Source organism: Brevibacillus sp. MER 51 (assembly GCF_023714195.1).
In the GTDB taxonomy this organism is placed as follows: Bacteria; Bacillota; Bacilli; order Brevibacillales; family Brevibacillaceae; genus Brevibacillus.
Map to the genome: position 1 here is coordinate 141,338 of NZ_JAMAUS010000007.1, position 19,600 is coordinate 160,937.

The following is a 19,600-nucleotide window of genomic DNA, read 5'->3' on the forward strand; positions in this document are numbered from 1 at the left end:
AGGAAAAAAGGGCAATGAAAACAATTACGAAGCTGCGTAATTGGTGGAAACGTCCACTAGCGTTCATGCTTTTGTTGGCGCTAGTAACAAGTAGTTTCTCCATGGCAGGAGTGCCTGAGAGAGTGCAGGCGGCTGAATCTATCAAGTGGTTAACGTACAAGTTTGACATTAATGATTTTTCAAATCCATCTTTGCAAGAACTATTTCAGTTAAATGGAAATTCGACAATCCTTGATGGAAGATTGGTTGTGACTCCGAAGCAAGCAAGTCAAACCGGCAGCGTTTTTAACAAACAATTCTTCCAACCGCATGAAGAGTTTTCATTTAGCACAGGATTTTCATTTCGGATTGACGGTAATCTGCCGAATACCGCTGATGGAATGACCTTTGCCATCGTGGGGGACCCTACAAAATTGGGCGGTTTTGGTGGCAATCTGGGGCTAGCAGGAGTTAGTCCAAGTCTAGGCATAAAATTTGACACCTATCTGAACAATTATAATCAACAAAAATTTCTCGATCCATCAAACAACTATATTGGAATTGCCTATAATGGAAATTTGGTAAATGACAATCCGTCGTGGTACAAGAATCTCAACGATATTAAGGATGAATCCGGTAACCCGAAGTTTGTTTTGGCGAATGGGAACACGTATTATGCCTGGATTGATTATGATGGTGCATCCAGTAATGTAAAGGTGTACTTGAACGATTCAGCGAGCAAACCAAGCGATCCCTTGATTAATGCGAATGGAATCAATCTAAAGGGGATTTTTGGTGACACAAAGGGAATTTATGCTGGTTTCACTGGTTCCACTTCAAGCTGGTACGAATCGCATGAAATTTTGAGCTGGTATTTCGTCAACGACTTTGCACCGATTGGAGACAACTTCGGTACCCCAGAGGGTTCGAGTGATTATCGACAAGCGCCATCATCCATTGACATGACAGTGGAGAAATCGGACAAGCCAGGGAAACACAAAGTAGTTGTTACCGCGTACAACCCTGACAGGTCTGCAGCCGCTGATGTTTCGATTACATTGACAAACAGTAAAGTAGGAACTTGGACAGATGCGGATGGCAACCCAATCACAGACTGGTCAATGGTAAGAACAGACGGCGAAGGAAAAGTGACCGTTTACTTTGCTCCTGATAATGTTTTAGATGCAACTGACGTAAGAGCAGTCGCTGTTGGTGGCGCGATTGCAACGGGAACGATCTCCGCTGTGGTACCTACGCAAGGGCCAGGTGGGGTGAGTGAAGGCTTACTCTCTTGGGTTGATGTAGAACGCAGTGCTGTGCTTTCGGGAAACCAAATCGACCAATTAACAGACTTGGCAGATCGCGGAGCATGGATGCCAAGCGGTGCTAGTACCAATGACAATGTGCCTAACGCTCTGAATTTTAATAGCGGAATCCAAATTGACTCAAATAAAGGGTATTATACCCGCTCTTCCATTGATTTTAATAATAATGCTGCTATGGCTCGGGAAATATTCTCCGTCCAGGCAAGTGACAAATATAGCGGATTTCCATGGGAGTTTGGAGGAAAACACACAGCTGCAGTTGTTTATGGAGCTAATAATGGAAAATCCATAAGTTCATATTTCGGTAGAGACGAAGGTAGCTTGAGCGTAGACGTCGGTGATTACCAATTAAAAAATGGAGCGATGTTAAACATCTGGAGTGCTCCAAATGATTGGGCGCTTTCGCTAAATGGAAAAGTATTACAGGCGACAAACAGTAATACTCCCAACTTTGCATCTCCGATAACAAGCGGAAGTAAACCTTATTATTTTGGTGCAGGTCATAACAGTCGCTTTTACGGGAAGATGTCTGAAACGATCCTTTATAACCGTAAATTGACTGATGAAGACCGAAACAAAGTCAACAGTTACCTTGCTTTAAAATACGGATTGACATTGAAAGATGAAAATAATGCTCCGATTGATTATGTTGCTAGCAATGGCTCAACGATGTGGAAAGCTAGCAACAACACTGGCTACGGCAACCGCATCACAGGGATCGGTCGTGATGAAGCAGGTGCTTTGTATCAAAAGCAATCGAAATCTCAGGTTGACGGTGCCAATGTCACGCTTGCAATAGGCAATGCGATTCGAGAGACGAATGCCCAGAATACCAACACGATTGCAGAAGATAAATCATTCTTTGTTTTTAGCGATAACGGTGGAGACGTTACATTCGAGACGCCAATAACAAAAGATACAGAAAGTCTAAAACGTATTGGACGCACCTATAAAGTAGAGAAAACGAATTGGCAAGATACAGACGTTACGCTGCACGTAGACAAAGTAGCAGGCGCTTCCGAGTGGCCTTTGTATCTGGTTGTTAGTGAGGATGAGCAATTCGATCAGAACGATGCATTCCATCCACTAACAGATGGCACAGCAACACTTAATAGTGCTGAATTTGCTAATGGCAATTATTTTACGATTGCCGCAACTGTACCCGTACCAACAGCTGCTACAATTGAAGAAACAGTAGCGGATGGCAATAAAATAACGGTGACGTTTGATCGAGGAGTGGAGTTAACCGATTTAACTGGATTTACAATTACAGTTGATGGTACAGCTGTAGAAAACGGTGGTCTCACTTTCAAAGTTGACGAAAATGATGCTACAAAGCTAGTGATCACCTTGCCAGCAGGTACGAATGTTTCCGATAAAGCAGTAAACATTTCCTATGATGGCTTGGGGAACTTAAAAGGTACAAACGGTGTTCCAGTAGATCCATTTAACAAAAATGTTGAGGATTCTGGGGCGACAATTACGATTACTGAACCAAGTGCAGATCGAGTCACTGTAAAGAAACCGGAGTTCAAAGGAACGTCAACAGCGGGATCTACGGTGACCGTCGAGATTAAAGACAAAGCTGGCAATGTAATAGATACTCCAACAGTAACAGTTGATACAGAAGGCAACTGGACGTTTATACCTACCCAAGATTTACAAGATGGTGAGTACACCGTTGAGGTAACAGCGACGACAGTAGACGGCAAGTCAGCCAAAGCGACCAAGTCTATTACCGTAGATACAACACCAACTCAACCCGTCGTCGACAAAACGAAGCTGCAAGCAAAAGCAGATGAAATCAAGGCTGAGAATTTGAAGGAAGAAGAGTACACAAGCGCGAGCTGGGCAGAACTGAAACAGGCGTTGGAAAAAGCGAATGAAGTACTGGCTGATCCAAACGCAAACCAGCAAGAAGTAGACGAAGCGCTGGCGGCACTGACAAAGGCGAGAGACGGTTTGAAAAAACCAGACGAGCCTACGCCTGCCGTCGACAAAACGAAGCTGCAAGCCAAAGCAGATGAAATCAAGGCTGAGAACTTGAAGGAAGAAGAGTACACAAGCGCGAGCTGGGCAGAACTGAAACAGGCGTTGGAAAAAGCGAATGAAGTACTGGCTGATCCAAATGCAACCCAGCAAGAAGTAGACGAAGCGCTCTCGGTATTGAAAAAGGCCAGAGAAGGTTTGAAAAAACCAAGCGTGCCTACACCTACACCTACCGTCGACAAAACGAAGTTGCAAGCAAAAGCGGACGAAATCGAATCCGAGAATCTTTCGGGTGAAGACTACACAAGCGAGAGCTGGGATGAACTGCAAAAAGCATTAGAAAAAGCGGATACGGTTCTGGCTGATCGAAATGCAACCCAAGAAGAAGTAGACAAAGCGCTCTCGGCATTGAAAAAGGCCAGAGAAGGTTTGAGAAAACCAGATGAGCCTACACCTACCGTCGACAAATCGAAGCTGCAAGCAAGAGTAGATGAGATCGACGATGAAGATTTGGATGAAGATGACTATACATCTTCAAGTTGGAGAAAGCTCGAGAAAGCATTGAAGCGAGCAAATGAAGTACTGGAAGATCCTGATGCAACCCAGGACGAGGTAGACGAAGCACTGGCTGAGCTTAAAAAAGCAAGAAGAGGTTTAGAATCTGTCGACGAACGAGACAGAGACCGGGATAAAGAACGGAAAAAAGACCGGGAAAGCACAAATCAAGTTCAAAACCCGTTCTTTACTGGAGGCAGCTCCAGTTATGTAGAACCGAAGCCAAGTGAGCCAGCAAAAGAGAAAAACGACCAAACAGGCTACATGAACGGCTATCCAACCGGAAACTTCGATCCAAATCGCCAAGTAACCCGTGCAGAAATGGCCATGATCTTGGTAAACACAGGAATGGTCAAGACTACATCCGCAAGCGGAATGTTTATGGACGTAGCCGACCAGCATTGGGCGGCAGATGCGATTAGAAGAGCGAATGAAGCAGGTCTGATGAACGGTTATGCAAATGGTACGTTCAATCCGGGAGGCGGAATCACGCGCGCGGAAATGGCGACCATCGTATACAAATATCTGGGATTAAATGGAGACGGCATGCCGAACAACTTCTACGATGTGCCAGCAGATCACTGGGCAACTCAGATTATTGCGGCAGTAAGTAAAGAAGGCTACTTGGCCGGCTATCCTGATGGTACATTCCAACCCCAAAAGACATTGACTCGAGCAGAAACGGTCACCATCATCAATCGTTTGCTGAACCATTCGCAATTAAGTTCAGTAATAGGACAAAGCTGGCCGGATGTACCTCCAACTCATTGGGCGTACAAAGATATTGAAGCAGCAACCAAAAAGTAAAAGGAACTCTCTTTCCTAATCCAAGAAGACCGGAGTGCATATTTTATATGCTTCTCCGGTCTTTTTTGACTACTCTCATAATCGCTATGTATGAAGATTCATTCACATATACTGCAATTCGGGAAATTCCCTTGCAGGTAGGAATCCCATAGGTTATTGATAAATTCAATATTGATCTTGTTTTCAAACGCCTTGGAAATAAGACCAAAGTCATCTGACGCATACCCTGCCAGCTCTGAATTCTGGGTGATCCGAAAAGTTTGCTTGAACACAAATTCCCTAATTTCTCTGATCACGGTATTTTCAGAGGGGGCAATTTCATCAACTTTTTTGTAACTAGAACTCCATGCCGTATCAAATTCAACAGCATCCCTAGAATCTAATTCAGCGTCCCAATCAACATCTTGATGGAAGACATTCTCTAAAAAACGGTCATGACTGATGATCGAAAGTATCTCACTCGCTGTTTTCAACGGAATCCTACCCCCTTCCATAATATACTAATGGGGTTCGCTTTGTAGCACAATGGGATGTGCCTCAGTTTTTGCAAACCTCAACAGGATCATTCATGGGTATCCGGCTTCTTTAACGTACTCGTTGCCGCGATCTGGGACATGGCAAATCCCCCTCGATTATGAGGGGATCTCGCCAATTAAAGCTGATTGGATTCGTTGTCATACCAGCGTAGAACCGCCATCTACGACAATGACCTGGCCAGTGGAGTATTTCTCACGCATTAAATAGAGAAACGCTTCAGCCGCGTCCTCGGGTTCACCCACTCGGCCAACGGGGAGGGATTTCCCGACAGTCTCGTACATGGTGTTTCGTTCTTCCTCAGGAATGTTGTCCCATAATTCAGTACGCATTAATCCGAAACATATGGCGTTGACACGAAGCGGACTCAGTTCGACGGCTAGCGCCCTTGTCAGAGACTCGATAGCACCACAAATGCTGGCTCCGATAGTCAATCCCTTTGGAGGTCGAACTGAAGCAGCGCCGGAAACGAAAATAATGGAACCATTCTGCCTTATTTTCTCCGAGCCATATTTCGCTGCCATAACTGCACCCCAGTACCTGATGTTAAAGAATTGGCGCGCCTTGTCCATGTCGACCGTGTTGAGATTTTCAGGCTGAAATGGCTCTCCAGCGGTGAAAACCAAGTGATCAAATTCACCAATACGGCTGAAAAATACGCGAATCTGCTCCTCATTTGATAGATCAACCACATATCCTTCCGTACCTTGGGGGAGACGCGAGACAGCATCGTCAACTCTCTCTTTTCGACTGGATACTACAACAACAGATGCCCCTTCCCGCGCAGCGGCTTCCGCTGTCGCAAATCCAATTCCGGAAGTTCCTCCGAGCAGGATAACACGCTTGCCTTTCAAAGTACTGCAAAGTTCCAGATTTCTCATAAGATCGTCCTCCTTCACTGTCGGTGATAAGTGGATTATAATCAGCTTCATAAACTGACAAATAGCTCTGTATTTACAGTACGATTCGGAAAAGTAGTATAAATTCTATTAGGATATAGAGGTGTATGATCGTCATGAATGATGAAAGAAGACGAAGGGAGCTAGCTGATTTTCTCCGGACCCGTCGTTCACGCCTTTCCCCGCAAGAGGCGGGATTACATGTTGAAACTGCACGTCGTCGTACGCCTGGTCTTAGGCGGGAAGAAGTGGCGACTCTCTCAGGGATTTCTTTGCCATGGTACACGGCATTGGAGCAGGGAAGGGATATTCAGGTGTCGGAACAAGTGCTGGAGAGCTTGGCGCGGACGCTCCAACTCAGCCATGACGAGCGCAATCATTTGTTTGTATTGGCTAATTGTTCTGTAGTTCCATACGTCACAGCAGGCGAATCAATTTCTCCTGCCCTGCAGCAAATTCTCGACAGGATGGGGAGCTACCCTGCCTATGTCATCGATAGACGCTGGAACGTAACGGCATGGAACAAAATGACAAGTACGCTTTGCGGAGACTTTAATCAGATAGCAGAGCTCGAGAGAAATATACTTTGGAGAGTCTTCATGATGAAGGATAACGAGGCTCGCATTGTTAATTGGGAAAACGTCGCCACGATGCTGTTGGCTCATTTTAGAAGCCGATACGCCTTGTACATGAATGATTCGTGGTATCGGGAATTGGTTGACAAATTGTGTGAACACAGTGAGGAGTTTAGAATGTGGTGGCGAAGACATGATGTATCCGGGACTTCGACAGGGGAAAAAGTTATACATCATCCTAAAGCTGGCCTGTTGAGTTTTCGTTACAATTCTTTTGCCGTGCCTGAAAGTGCTGACTTCGTGATGAGGGTATATACACCAATCGAAAACACTGGGACTGATCAACAGTTAGAAGATCTAATAGATGAGTCTCGTTTAGCATGAAAGAAGATTTGCAGATCAAGAACTGGCCTAAGGCGTATTATGGTGTGAACTTTGCCAGATTGAAGCAGGTGAAGCGAACGTACGATCCGCATCATGTGTTTCGTTTTGCCCAGAGAAGCAGAGACAAGGTGTAGGCGAGTCTTTGGAGTAGGATGGTCTGGAAGTATTGAATTGCTATTGGTCAGGATTGTCCGATTAAATAGGAGCATATTAAAATCAGACCATTTTGTATGAAGCATAGAATAGATGAATCGATAGGAGAGAGAGCAGCCATGCATGAAAAGCAACCTACGGTACCAGACCATACAGCGGTGCGGGTCGCGTTGTGGCGGGCATTGCACGCACAGATCGATTCTCCACCACATGTGTTGGAAGACGAGATCGGTCTGCGACTGGTGGCCCCGGAAGACGACTGGCGCCAACGTCCCGACATGGACCCTGGAAGCACTAGCGGATTTCGAGCATCTATTGTGGCCCGTGCTCGTTTTATTGAGGATTTGGTCACCGAACAGCTCGGGCAAGGCGTCACCCAGTACGTCATCCTCGGCGCTGGCCTCGACACCTTTGCTCAGCGCCGACCGAAAATCGCCTCTCAGATGCGGATCTTCGAGGTCGATCAGCCAGACACACAGGGTTGGAAGAAGCAACGCTTGAGCGAGCTGGGCTTTGGCATCCCCGAGTGGTTACGATTTGCGCCTGTTGACTTCGAGGCAGACTGGTCCTGGTGGGAGCAACTCAAGAACTCCGGCTTTGATGCTAGCCGACCAGCTGTGGTAGCATCCACTGGTGTCACCCAGTACCTTACCCAGGATGCGATTGTGGCTACGCTGCGTCAAGTAGCGACGCTTGCTCCAGGCTCCACGCTGGCTATGACATTTTTGCTCCCCTTCAACTTTACAGAAACTAAGAAGCGGCCCGAAGTTGAAGAGGCAGAAAAGGGAGCGCGGTCAAGCGGCACGCCTTTTATTAGCTTTTTCACACCGCCGGAGATGCTGGCGCTGGCCCGCGAAGCAGGTTTTCGAGAAGTCCGGCATGTTTCCTCCGCAGAACTTAACCAGCGCTACTTTACTGGCCGCACCGATGGTCTTTCACTGCCAAGCGGAGAAGAATTCCTGATCGCCACTACATAGAGTCGAGACTTATTTTGGTAGGGATAGGAAACTGCATGTAACTCTATTTGATTAGCTACGGTGTCTTTCAGATAACCGTAGCTTTTTCTATGGCACCACCCCGGCTCCTACTCTGTGGACCGGGCTTTTATATGCTGTTTTCCAACGATTAGTAAAACTTATGATGACAATAACGAATTCCAATTGCTCGGGTTCTACTCGCTGTGGTAGCTTAAAGTAAATAATCATATAAGATTACTCGGAATTAATTTTTTCTCGTGTGAGGTGCATATCGTTGGTACTTAAGGTGACAGACAGTCCTTTCAGTCAGGAACAAGTAGAGCTCCTAAATCGGTTGTTGCCCACGCTTTCGGAGGTGCAAAAGGTTTGGCTGAGCGGGTATCTTGCAGCTCTTCACAAAGTGGAAGCACCGATGTCCGCTGGGTTTCAAGCCACTTCAGCTACGAATGGGCAAGTCATTTCCAAAGAGGTGACAGTGCTTTTCGGGTCTCAGTCCGGGAACAGCCAAAAGCTGGCCAAGGTGCTGACTGGAAAGCTTCAGGAGCACGGCTTCCACGTAACTCTTTCCTCTATGAGCGACTTCAAGACGAATGCGTTGAAAAAGGTTGAAAACCTGCTTGTCGTGGTAAGTACACACGGGGATGGTGAACCACCCGATAACGCCATCTCCTTCCATGAGTTCCTGCACAGCAAAAGAGCGCCTAAATTGGAGGGCTTGCGTTTTTCCGTGCTGGCATTGGGCGATACCTCCTATGAATTGTTCTGCCAAACTGGCAAAGAGTTCGACAAGCGGTTGGAAGAGCTAGGCGGCAAGCGTCTAACTCCACGGGTCGATTGCGATGTGGATTACGATGAACAAGCCTCTGAATGGATGAATCAGGTCCTGGCTTCTCTCGGCGAAACTACGGCGACCCAAGTTGCTGCTGCAAGCGCAATCGTGAGCGGGTCAGGGTCACAGACCGAATATTCACGATCCAATCCATTTCAGGCTGTGGTCTTGGAGAACTTGAATCTGAACGGACGGGGATCAGATAAGGAAACCCGCCACTTGGAAATCTCCCTTGAGGGTTCCAATCTTGAGTATGAACCGGGTGATTGTTTGGGGATCTATCCTAAAAATCATCCTGGCCTTGTCCGTGAGCTGATTGACGCAATGGGTTGGAAGCCGGAAGAGCTTGTTCCGATAAACAAAAACGGGGAAGAGCTCCCGTTGGAAGAGGCCTTGTCCAGTCATTATGAAATCACGGTTCTCACCAAGCCTCTCTTGGAACAAGCAGGAAAGCTATCATCAGGAACCGGGTTACAGGAACTGCTTGCGGAAGGACAGGAGCAAAAGCTTCGTGATTATGTTCGAAATCGCGATTTGCTAGATCTGGTGGAGGACTACGATTTGAAGGGCGTGCCTGCCAAAGAATTTGTCTCCATCTTGAGAAAGCTACCGCCGCGCCTCTATTCGATCTCAAGCAGCTTAAAGTCCTACCCGGACGAAGTTCATCTGACAATTCGCAATGTTCACTATCAGGCTAATGGCCGAGATCGCTACGGCGTTTGCTCCAGCTATATCGCGGATCGTTTGGAAACGGGTGATACGCTGCCAGTATTTGTTCAGCATAACCCCAACTTTAAGCTACCGGCTAACCCGGACATTCCGCTGATTATGATCGGTCCCGGAACGGGTGTCGCTCCATTCCGCGCTTTTCTGGGGGAACGGGAGGAGCTTGGAGCGACGGGCAAGACATGGCTTTTCTTTGGCGACCAGCATTTCTCCACAGATTTTCTTTATCAGCTCGAATGGCAGCGTTGGCTCAAACAGGGCGTACTGACGCATATGGATGTCGCGTTCTCTCGAGATACGAGCGAAAAAGTGTATGTTCAGCACCGGATGCTTGAAAAGAGTAAGGAGCTTTACCAATGGCTGCGGGATGGGGCGCACGTTTACGTATGCGGAGACGAGAAAAAGATGGCGCACGACGTTCACGCTGCCCTGGTCAGCATTCTTCAACAAGAGGGCGGACTTGATTCAGAGGAAGCTGTTGCGTATTTGAAACGGATGCAGCAGGAAAAACGCTATCAGCGAGATGTCTACTGAGTGTTGAGAAAGAATGAGAGGGGAGATGTAACCATGTCAGAAAATCATTTGCTTTCGCCAAACAGTGCTCCTCACAGCGATGTAGAGGACATTAAACGCCGAAGCGATTACTTGCGGGGAAGTCTGGCGGAAACGCTGGAAGACAGGATTTCTGGGTCGATTCCTGAGGATGATAATCGCTTGATGAAATTTCATGGTAGCTACATGCAGGATGACCGGGATCTTCGCAACGAACGGAGCAAACAGAAGCTGGAGCCGGCCTATCAATTTATGGTGCGTGTGCGTGCCGCTGGTGGCGTTGTCACGCCGGAGCAATGGCTCATGATGGACGATATCGCCCAGCAGTTTGCGAATGGGACGATTCGCCTGACGACTCGTCAGTCTTTTCAACTGCATGGCGTGATTAAGTGGAATATGAAGCAGGTGATTCAAGAAGTAAACGAGGCCTTGTTAAGTACATTGGCTGCTTGTGGGGACGTCAACCGCAATGTCATGTGCAATCCAAATCCGTACGAGTCGGAAGTTCATCAAGAGGTTTACGAGTGGGCCAAAAAAATAAGCAATCATCTGGACCCCCGAACCCGCGCTTATCATGAAATCTGGCTGGATGAGGAAAAGGTTGTCGACAGTCGGGATGGGGTAGAGCAAGAACCGATCTACGGCCCTGTCTATCTGCCGCGCAAGTTTAAGATCGGCATTGCCGTACCGCCTGCCAATGATGTTGACGTTTTTTCACAGGATTTGGGCTTTATCGCCATTCATGAGGAAGGTCGACTACTGGGCTTCAACGTTGCGGTCGGAGGCGGAATGGGAATGACTCACGGCGATCCCAAAACGTATCCGCAGGTGGCGCGGGTAATCGGCTTCGTTACACCGGAACAAGTATTGGAGGTCGCCGAGAAAACGGTCATGATCCAGAGAGACTACGGAGATCGCGCGGTACGAAAGCACGCTCGGTTCAAATATACGATCGACGACCGTGGTATCGAATGGTTTATCCATGAACTGGAGCAGCGACTGGGCTGGGAGCTGGAGCAGGCACGCCCCTATCACTTCGAGCATAATGGCGATCGCTACGGTTGGGTAAAAGGGAGCGACGATAACTGGCATTTTACCCTTTTCATTCAGAATGGCCGTGTAAAAGACGAGGACAACTACCTCCTGAAGTCCGGACTGCGGGAAATTGCCAAGGTGCATACAGGGGATTTCCGCCTGACGCCGAATCAGAATCTCCTCATTGGAAATGTCACCAGTGAAAAGAAGCCGGAAATTGAACAGATCATTCAAGCATACGGGCTCACCGATGGAGCTGCCTATTCTGCACTGCGGAGAAACTCCATGGCTTGTGTTTCGTTGCCGACTTGCGGACTCGCGATGGCTGAGGCAGAGCGTTATTTGCCTACATTGCTGGATGAGATCGAGCTGATCTTGGATGAGGCGGGTTTGCGTGATGAGGAGATCGTCATTCGCATGACAGGATGCCCAAATGGATGCGCAAGACCTGCACTCGCGGAAATCTCTTTTATTGGGAAGGCTGTCGGTAAATACAACATGTATTTGGGCGGTGGTTTCTCCGGGAATCGATTGAACAAGCTGTATCGTGAAAACATCGGAGAAGCAGAAATACTGAATGAACTGCGGCCGATCTTAAATCGGTATGCGAAAGAACGTGAGGAAGGCGAACATTTCGGAGATTTCGTCATTCGGGCAGGGTATGTGAAAGAGGTCAGATCAGGGCTCGATTTTCATGAGTAGTACAGCATAGCAATCAGGGATTCGCTCGCAATCAGTGGAAATAAAAAGAAGAGCCCGCGACCATGTGGGCTCTTTGTTGCTTCCCAAGTATTTTAGGCTTCTCGCAGCTGCTGAATCACTTCCGCAGCGAACTGATCTGTAAAACGGATGTGTCCATTTTCCTGTACGATCCGGCCTTCCTCCTTGCGACGATCTAGCCATTCGCTAATCCAGCCCGGAGCATAGCCGCCTTGACCGAATTCCCCGCCAAAGGCAATCATTTTCTCATAGACAGCGAGGTACTGTTCACGAGTGGTATCGGGGTATGACTTTGTGTATAGCCAAAACTGCACATCGTACATCAGATACGAGAGTTCATCCGCATGAAAAGAGAAAAAGCCTTTTTCCTCTACAATCCGTGTACAAATGCTGCGTATTTTCTGTTCAATTTGTTCCACTTCCGATACGGGCGTGCACAGCTCCTCCAGCAAAGAAGAGAATTTCCCGTGGGCTACTTTGTAAAGAGCCGCTTCCTTGTCCTCCTCGGAGGTATCGTATTCTTCTTCGCTCACCAAGCCTCTGATAAACGCCTCGAAATTTTCAGCCAAGAACGTAATTTCATAATCGCTTTCCTGATCGACGTGGATGACTTCGGGTTCACCATCTCTACCGCATGCCCGGTAATCCAGCATCACTACGTCATGACCTGCTGAAGGACAATCGCAGATGACGACTCCAATGTCGGGATATCCCCATTCCTCAATCATAAATCGACTGCCAAGATCTCCACAGAGCGAATAGCTTTTCTCTCGACCAATGCCCAGAATACCCGTAATGGCAATGTGATCCTCAGCCCAGGAGGTAGGGTCTTCTGTTGGAAAGCACGTGTTCTTCGGAACGCCGCCATTTTGTTGCTTCATTAGTGCAAGATAGGAGGCAGGGAGCTTGTATCCCAGCTCTTCCTCAATCGATGCGATCAGTTCATCCGTGGGTGGCGCGGATTGATATGCCTTTTTCGCGTACTCGCTGTCATCCCAAAAGTCTTCAAGTGACATGTTTGAAAAAGGAACTTCCTCCGATGCTGAACCTTCAACAGCCGCTGCCCTTTTGGCTGCCATCCGAAGTTCTTGTCTTTGCTGCTTCTCCGCTTTTTGCAAGCTCCACCTTAACCATGATTCAGTATTCTGATTACCGGTTTCTAACTTGTCTGAGGTACGGAATGACTGTGCCGCCTCTTCAAATCTTTTCAAATGATAGAGGGCATAGCCTACCCGAAAGTGCCAGACTGGGTCTTGTTGACCTGCTTCAGCAATTTTCTTTAATTGGTTGAGAGCTTCTTCATATAGACCCAAGTTGTTATAAGCTCTGCCCAGTCGGCTGACCGCCTCATACTCTCGCTCCTCCTCAGGAACGGTTAGCAGCAAGTCCACAATTTGCTGGTGTTCGTCTTCTTCATGCCAGCAATTCAATTGTTCGATGAGTACCTGATCCATTGCAAACCTCCTAAACGATTCTTTTTTTTAGATCCAGCCACGCGAATCTACCACCATCTACCAAATCATTATGCATTCATATAAGATTAATTTATTTCGTGTGGTTTGTGCACATCTAATCTTGAAGGGATTAAACATTTAGGGGGCGTACATTTTGAGCAAGTTGGATATCCATGACGTATGGTTCGATTTTGCCGCTGCCTTTGTGCAGAAAAAGAATGCTTCGGGTTGGAACACACTGACCTCACAGGAACAAGAGATTGCCGCCTTATGGCTGTTGGAAGCTGATGTATATAACGGCGGGTTTTTGCAGTTTTTTTGCAACTGGGGAGAAGAGGCATATATCTACGCGGTACGGGCCTTACAAGCTATCGGGGCAGTCCATGCACTCGAAATCGTCCAGTCGGGATATGCCTGCATCGAGCATCTATCGGAGGACAACCGCCTCACCCAACTCTGGGATATTCCACGGTTCCTTACCGAGGAAGAGGAAGAACGGCTGGATCAGCTTGATCAGAGCTTTTGGGAAGACCAGGATCGCATTGCAGAGGTTGCCCATCGATATTATGTACAGCAGCTAGGAATACCCACCCCATCATAAGGTGACGGGGGTGGGTACTATCAAAGAGACTCCGATACCTATTCGACAGTACTAACATCCTTTGACTGGAGCATAAGCAGCAGCTCTTGAATAGCGGGAGCGAGCTTATCATTCCCTTTCATAATCGCGGTAAAAACGGGAATGGCATCTTTTAGCAGCAAATAACTGAAGGAATAATAGCTGAAAAATGCTTCCTGCTCATAACCCCGCGGCTCCTCTTCTTCCCACCATAATTCATCGTCTTCCTCGTCCTCTGGCCACAAGTACTTTTCGTCCAATAGCTCGTTCATGGTCTCAACCGCATTTTGCGAATCCATTTCGTCCACGTTTATAGCAGAAGCTACAGCCAAGTACAACTGAATTTCCTGCGAAGAAACCTGCTCTGGTTGCTGTTTGGCAAGCTCCTGCAAGAGTATTAGCAGCACCCACGGCGTCGTCTGCCACAAGGTGCTTTGGTGCTCGATTAGATTGGCCAACTCCTCATATTGCCCGGTCTCTATAAGCCGAGGAATGTCCGTCCCTCTGCCATAGGCTGTCGTCAAACGCGGCCACGGAATGTTGTTCGTCAGGTGGGTCAAAGAGTTCATCTCCAGCTCTCCTTAGATATGAGATTAAGGCATCTGTTTTACCATGTTTTACCATTGGTAACGGGAAATTTATATGGTAAGCTCCTCACTGGTAAGAACAAACCAAATCCTAAACCCTGCAAGAAACTGAGGCAAGACCATGATTTTTACGGGTTTATCAGGCACTGTTTGCGGAATCCTCCCTTTTTTACCAACATTAAATAGTTATTAATCCTCTAATTATAATAGATAATTGAATCAATAAATAATTTCTATGATATAGTTATAGTTGTGAAAGGTAAGATGTTTTCGTAGCGTCTTGCAACGGGGCAAGGAGCTACTACTTCTTTTTTACAAAAACAGTAGATAAGGAAGGGTATTATGAGCTCCATACAGCAAAAAACAGACGTTATTTTGATTGGTGCAGGTGTCATGAGCGCAACTCTGGGAGCATTACTGAAAGAATTGGCACCGGAGTTGGAAATCAAAGTTTTTGAGAAACTCGCAAAAGCAGGCGAAGAAAGCTCGAACGAATGGAATAATGCGGGTACTGGCCACGCGGCACTCTGTGAGCTGAACTATACATCCGAGAAAGCTGACGGGTCTATAGATATTAGCAAAGCCATTAAAATCAATGAACATTTTCAGCTGTCCAGACAATTCTGGGCTTACCTAGTAAAAAACAATCTCATCCAAAATCCGCAAGACTTTATTATGCCAATACCTCATATGAGTATGGTGCAAGGCGAAAAGAATGTAAGCTTTTTGAAAAAGCGTTTTGAAGCGCTGGCAAACAATCCTCTCTTTCAAGGGATGGAATACTCCGATGACCCTGAAAAACTTAAGGAATGGATTCCGCTCATCATGGAAGGCCGCGCATCGAATGAACCAATAGCTGCAACCAAAATCGACTCTGGTACGGATGTCAATTTTGGTGCTTTGACACGTATGTTGTTTGAATACTTGAAGACGAAAGACGTCTCGATTAACTACAACCATGCTGTTGAGGATATCAAACGTACGAGCGACGGCATGTGGAAATTGAAAGTGTACAATATGGGCACTGGTAACATCGAAGAGCATATTGCCAAATTCGTCTTTATCGGCGGTGGCGGCGGAAGCTTGCATCTGCTCCAAAAAACCGGTATTCCAGAGTCCAAGCATATCGGCGGTTTCCCGGTAAGCGGATTGTTTATGGTTTGTAAAAATCAGGAAGTGGTTGAGCAGCACCATGCAAAAGTGTACGGTAAAGCTAAGGTCGGCGCTCCTCCAATGTCGGTACCGCATCTGGATACCAGATACATCGACAACAAAAAATCCTTGCTGTTTGGACCTTTTGCGGGATTCTCGCCAAAGTTCTTAAAAACAGGTTCCAATATGGATTTGATCACTTCCGTAAAGCCGAACAACGTTATGACGATGTTGGCGGCAGGCGTAAAAGAAATGGCATTGACCAAATACCTGATCGAGCAAGTAATGTTATCGCACGAAAAGCGCATGGAAGAACTACGAGAGTTCATTCCAAATGCGAAAAGCGAGGATTGGGATATCGTGGTAGCGGGCCAACGCGTGCAAGTTATCAAGGATACACCAGCGGGTAAAGGTACTCTTCAATTTGGTACAGAAGTGGTTAGTGCCGCTGATGGCTCCGTAGCTGCATTGCTAGGCGCATCTCCGGGTGCTTCTACAGCCGTTCAGGTTATGCTTGAGGTATTAGAAAAATGCTTCCCGCAACGTATGGCAGAGTGGGAACCGAAAATCAAAGAAATGATTCCTTCTTATGGCGTGTCACTCATGCAAAACCAAGAGCTTCTCCACGAGATTCAACGTTCGACAGACGAGGTGCTGGGTCTCAGCGAGAAGGAACTGGCTTATAGTTAATTAGTTAATAGCAATCTTACAGTGAACCTTCGATCCGTTTTTGGATTGGAGGTTCTTTTTTTCATAGGAGGCTAAAGGACAAAATTCAAGAGGAAAGCAGAGCAAGGATGAAAAGCTTGAAAAAATAAAAGGAAATAAATATACTATACTGTGCTACGATATAATGAAAATGATTATCATTACCAAAAAGAGGATAGGAATGGGGGACACTGATTTATGAAAAAGAATAGCACTAATTTGTTCGCAGCACTTTCTTTCATTCTGGCAAGCTGCTTGTTCCTCACCGGCTGCGGTGCTAGCCAGGAACAAATGTCTACTGCCGGTAATAATCAATCATCCGCACAGCGGGTCATTGAACACTATTCCGGAAAAACGACGATAAAAGGGGAGCCAAAGAAAATTGCAGTGCTTGATTATCGGCTGGCAGACTCTCTTTACGCTCTTGGGATCAAGCCCTATGCCATGGCATCCTACCAGGGAGAAACGAACTTGGAATACATGGAGGGGAACCCGTTTGAAGGAGTGAAAAATCTGGGAGATGACCCAAATCTGGAAGCCATTCTGGAGGCAGAACCTGATTTGATCATAGGCAGGGAAGTCCATGCTAAAATTTATGACGAAGCATCAAAAATAGCTCCCACAATCATTTTACCAGACCAGGATGATTGGCGACTTGCTTTCCGTGAATTAGCGAGCATGCTTGGCAAGGAAAAGGAAGCTGACACATGGTTGGCACGCTATGATCAAAAAGCCGAGGAAGCCAAGAAAAAGCTGGCGAAAAAAGTTGGCAAAGATGAAACTGTGCTCTACATGCGGGTCATGGCAAAAGAATATCGGGTTTACGGACCGAATCAACTGTTTGGCGCGACGCTTGCCCGCGATTTGGGATTGAAGCCGCTGCCGCAAGTGGAAGCTATGAAAAAGTTTGAAGTTATTTCTATGGAAAAATTGCCGGAGCTGAATCCAGATCATATTTTCATTCAGGTCGGAAATTCAGCCAAAGGTCCAGACAAAGAATCCGATAAGAGATTCCAAGAGTTGACTAACAGCGAATTATGGAAGCAGTTAAAAGCAGTCAAAAACAATCATGTATATGTCGTTCCTCACTGGATCATCAGTGATTTCCCCCACATCAAGGAGAAATCGATAGAGCTTGTCCTTGAAAAAATGAAAGCAGAGTAAGTCAGGACCGCGTTCATTCGGCAAGCTAAGTTTATGCATAGATTCATATGGGAGCCACTCCGATGATTTGGGGTGGCTTTGTCTGTTATCCGAAGGAGTGAACGATCCCTGACTGATTATGACTATTAATGATTGTTTTTGATTGGATTTGGATGTATAATCAAAATCAATCCTGGTGCAACTAGGAGAAGGGAGGATACGATGCTAACCCCTGAACGTCATCAACTGATAGTAGCTTTAGTGAAAGAAAAAGATATTGTGCGCATTCATGAGCTTGTGGAAGCAACTGGGGCATCGGAATCGACGATCCGGCGAGATTTAAGCGAATTGGAAGAACAGCGCTTGCTTAAACGCGTGCACGGAGGGGCGTCTGTGCTACAGAGCAAAATCGAAGAGCCGACGATTCTGGAAAAATCGGTCAAACATGAGCGAGAGAAACTGGCGATTGCCAAATATGCCGCCAGTTTGATAAAACCACACGACTCTATTTTCATCGATGCGGGAACTACGACGTATCAGATGCTACCCTATTTACCTTACGAAAATATCATGGTCGTTACCAACGGGGTGGACATTGCCCTTCAGCTTATCAAACGAAACATCAGAACGATCCTGCTGGGCGGAGAATTGAAAGCGGCTACACTGTCGATGGTGGGGCGTGATGCGATCACTGCGCTCAGTCAATACCGATTCGACAAATGCTTTCTCGGAACCAACGGCATTGACCAGCATCACGGTCTGACCACACCTGACCCAGATGAGGCATACGTCAAGCAACTGGCCTTGCAGTTTTCTGACGAGCGATTTGTCTTGACCGACTCTGACAAGTTTTCCAGGGTCACCTTTGCCAAAGTGGGAGACCTGCAAGGCATCACGGTAATCACGGATGACGGTTTGAGCGAAGAGGAACAACAAGTTTACGGCAGACTATCAACTCTTAAAGTGGTGAAAGCATGATTTACACAGTAACCCTGAACCCATCGATTGACTACCACTTGTGGATCACTGCTCTGTCGCAAGGAACCATTCATCAGGCGCAAAAAGAGTGGAAGGTCGCTGGCGGAAAAGGCATAAATGTATCAAAGGTTCTCCGCATACTCGGGGAAAACAGCACGGCGCTGGGGTTTGTCGGTGGGTTTACGGGAGCGTTTATTCAACAGCAGATCGAGCAAGCCGACATCTCTCATGACTTGATCCAAATCGGACAGGATTCCAGAATCAATTTAAAAATAAAGGCGCAGACCGAAACGGATATCAGCGGAGTCTCGCCGGACATCCCGGAAGAAGCGCTCCAAAAGCTGATGCAACAGATCGACAGCTTGCAAAGCGGCGATTATCTGGTACTCGCGGGAAGCGTACCGAAAAGCTTGCCGTCTGATATGTACCAGACGATCATGAAGCGGCTGCGTGGCAAGGGCGTACGTATCTTCCTCGATGCAAAGGGGAAAGCGCTTGAAACCGGTTTGTCGGAAGAGCCGTTTCTCATCAAGCCCAATCATCATGAGTTGGGGGAACTGTTTGGGGTGACGATTGCCACACCAGCAGAGGCGATCGACATGGCGCGTAAGTCTTTGCAAATGGGCGCACAGAACGTCATCGTGTCGATGGCTGGTCAGGGTGCTGTATTTGTCAATCGGCAAGCGGCCTATGTCGCCCAGATTCCGCAGCGCAAACCAGTCAATTCAATCGGTGCCGGAGACTCGATGGTTGCCGGTTTCCTTTATGGCTATAGGCAGGGAATGGATACGGAAGCGGCGTTTCGTTTTGCTGTCGCCGCTGGGAGCACGACTGCCCTGTCGGAAGGCTTCTGCACACATGAAAAGATAAAAGCATTTCTTCCGGAAATCACAATAACCGCCATTTGATAAAGGGGGTTC

At 47.1% G+C, this 19,600-nt stretch carries 14 protein-coding genes and 1 pseudogene; 11 read left to right on the plus strand and 4 right to left on the minus strand.

Annotated features, from left to right (window positions below):
• Positions 1–14 precede the first annotated feature (14 nt).
• Complete coding sequence (locus M3630_RS16740; RefSeq protein WP_251252803.1) at positions 15–4,655, plus strand: DUF8202 domain-containing protein; 4,641 nt, start codon at positions 15–17, stop codon at positions 4,653–4,655.
• Positions 4,656–4,753: 98 nt separating this feature from the next.
• On the opposite strand, the gene M3630_RS16745 is transcribed toward M3630_RS16740, so the two are convergent.
• Together M3630_RS16745 and M3630_RS16750 are read right to left on the minus strand one after the other, a co-directional pair.
• Positions 4,754–5,128: a hypothetical protein gene (locus tag M3630_RS16745; protein ID WP_251252804.1), complete on the minus strand. Its 375-nt coding sequence runs from the start codon at positions 5,126–5,128 to the stop codon at positions 4,754–4,756.
• A gap of 201 nt (positions 5,129–5,329) precedes the next feature.
• Positions 5,330–6,070, minus strand: coding sequence for an SDR family oxidoreductase (locus M3630_RS16750; RefSeq protein WP_251252805.1), 741 nt, complete (start codon positions 6,068–6,070; stop codon positions 5,330–5,332).
• 125 nt (positions 6,071–6,195) lie between these two features.
• Here M3630_RS16750 and M3630_RS16755 point away from each other — a divergent pair, with 125 nt between their 5' ends.
• From M3630_RS16755 to cysI, 5 genes and pseudogenes are all read left to right on the plus strand, one after another.
• On the plus strand, positions 6,196–7,047 hold the full coding sequence (locus M3630_RS16755) for a helix-turn-helix transcriptional regulator (protein WP_251252806.1): 852 nt from the start codon (positions 6,196–6,198) through the stop codon (positions 7,045–7,047).
• Between the two features lie 5 nt (positions 7,048–7,052).
• A pseudogene (locus tag M3630_RS16760) lies at positions 7,053–7,181 on the plus strand (BBE domain-containing protein); the annotation flags it as partial.
• 138 nt (positions 7,182–7,319) lie between these two features.
• A complete protein-coding gene (locus M3630_RS16765) occupies positions 7,320–8,177 on the plus strand; it encodes a class I SAM-dependent methyltransferase (protein WP_251252807.1) in 858 nt (285 codons plus the stop codon).
• A 274-nt stretch (positions 8,178–8,451) separates the two neighbouring features.
• Complete coding sequence (locus M3630_RS16770; protein WP_251252808.1) at positions 8,452–10,266, plus strand: assimilatory sulfite reductase (NADPH) flavoprotein subunit; 1,815 nt, start codon at positions 8,452–8,454, stop codon at positions 10,264–10,266.
• A 33-nt stretch (positions 10,267–10,299) separates the two neighbouring features.
• Complete coding sequence (gene cysI / locus M3630_RS16775; RefSeq protein ID WP_221868669.1) at positions 10,300–12,021, plus strand: assimilatory sulfite reductase (NADPH) hemoprotein subunit; 1,722 nt, start codon at positions 10,300–10,302, stop codon at positions 12,019–12,021.
• Positions 12,022–12,113: 92 nt separating this feature from the next.
• On the opposite strand, the gene M3630_RS16780 is transcribed toward cysI, so the two are convergent.
• Positions 12,114–13,493 carry an SMI1/KNR4 family protein gene (locus M3630_RS16780; protein WP_251252809.1) on the minus strand — a complete coding sequence of 460 codons (1,380 nt, stop codon included), beginning with the start codon at positions 13,491–13,493 and terminating at the stop codon, positions 12,114–12,116.
• Between the two features lie 154 nt (positions 13,494–13,647).
• Between M3630_RS16780 and M3630_RS16785 the strand changes: the two genes are divergently transcribed.
• Positions 13,648–14,094, plus strand: a complete 447-nt coding sequence (locus tag M3630_RS16785) for a DMP19 family protein (protein WP_173611682.1) — start codon at positions 13,648–13,650, stop codon at positions 14,092–14,094.
• Positions 14,095–14,132: 38 nt separating this feature from the next.
• On the opposite strand, the gene M3630_RS16790 is transcribed toward M3630_RS16785, so the two are convergent.
• Positions 14,133–14,681 carry a hypothetical protein gene (locus M3630_RS16790; RefSeq protein WP_251252810.1) on the minus strand — a complete coding sequence of 183 codons (549 nt, stop codon included), beginning with the start codon at positions 14,679–14,681 and terminating at the stop codon, positions 14,133–14,135.
• A 360-nt stretch (positions 14,682–15,041) separates the two neighbouring features.
• Here M3630_RS16790 and M3630_RS16795 point away from each other — a divergent pair, with 360 nt between their 5' ends.
• The 4 genes from M3630_RS16795 to pfkB all read left to right on the plus strand — a co-directional run bounded on the left by M3630_RS16795 (position 15,042) and on the right by pfkB (position 19,588).
• Positions 15,042–16,541, plus strand: coding sequence for a malate:quinone oxidoreductase (locus M3630_RS16795; RefSeq protein ID WP_221868671.1), 1,500 nt, complete (start codon positions 15,042–15,044; stop codon positions 16,539–16,541).
• A 216-nt stretch (positions 16,542–16,757) separates the two neighbouring features.
• Complete coding sequence (locus tag M3630_RS16800; protein WP_221868672.1) at positions 16,758–17,723, plus strand: ABC transporter substrate-binding protein; 966 nt, start codon at positions 16,758–16,760, stop codon at positions 17,721–17,723.
• A gap of 201 nt (positions 17,724–17,924) precedes the next feature.
• Positions 17,925–18,680 carry a DeoR/GlpR family DNA-binding transcription regulator gene (locus M3630_RS16805; protein WP_142497324.1) on the plus strand — a complete coding sequence of 252 codons (756 nt, stop codon included), beginning with the start codon at positions 17,925–17,927 and terminating at the stop codon, positions 18,678–18,680.
• Positions 18,677–19,588: a 1-phosphofructokinase gene (gene pfkB / locus M3630_RS16810; RefSeq protein ID WP_251252811.1), complete on the plus strand. Its 912-nt coding sequence runs from the start codon at positions 18,677–18,679 to the stop codon at positions 19,586–19,588. The genes M3630_RS16805 and pfkB overlap by 4 nt, the downstream gene beginning before the upstream one ends.
• The last annotated feature ends 12 nt before the right edge of the window (positions 19,589–19,600 follow it).

Coding starts and splice junctions, on each gene's coding strand:
- M3630_RS16800 (WP_221868672.1), top strand. CDS start 16,758: ATGAAAAAGAATAGCACTAATTTGTTCGCAGCACTTTCTTTCATTCTG.
- M3630_RS16805 (WP_142497324.1), top strand. CDS start 17,925: ATGCTAACCCCTGAACGTCATCAACTGATAGTAGCTTTAGTGAAAGAA.
- M3630_RS16780 (WP_251252809.1), bottom strand. CDS start 13,493: ATGGATCAGGTACTCATCGAACAATTGAATTGCTGGCATGAAGAAGAC.
- pfkB (WP_251252811.1), top strand. CDS start 18,677: ATGATTTACACAGTAACCCTGAACCCATCGATTGACTACCACTTGTGG.
- cysI (WP_221868669.1), top strand. CDS start 10,300: ATGTCAGAAAATCATTTGCTTTCGCCAAACAGTGCTCCTCACAGCGAT.
- M3630_RS16790 (WP_251252810.1), bottom strand. CDS start 14,681: ATGAACTCTTTGACCCACCTGACGAACAACATTCCGTGGCCGCGTTTG.
- M3630_RS16795 (WP_221868671.1), top strand. CDS start 15,042: ATGAGCTCCATACAGCAAAAAACAGACGTTATTTTGATTGGTGCAGGT.
- M3630_RS16740 (WP_251252803.1), top strand. CDS start 15: ATGAAAACAATTACGAAGCTGCGTAATTGGTGGAAACGTCCACTAGCG.
- M3630_RS16750 (WP_251252805.1), bottom strand. CDS start 6,070: ATGAGAAATCTGGAACTTTGCAGTACTTTGAAAGGCAAGCGTGTTATC.
- M3630_RS16755 (WP_251252806.1), top strand. CDS start 6,196: ATGATCGTCATGAATGATGAAAGAAGACGAAGGGAGCTAGCTGATTTT.
- M3630_RS16765 (WP_251252807.1), top strand. CDS start 7,320: ATGCATGAAAAGCAACCTACGGTACCAGACCATACAGCGGTGCGGGTC.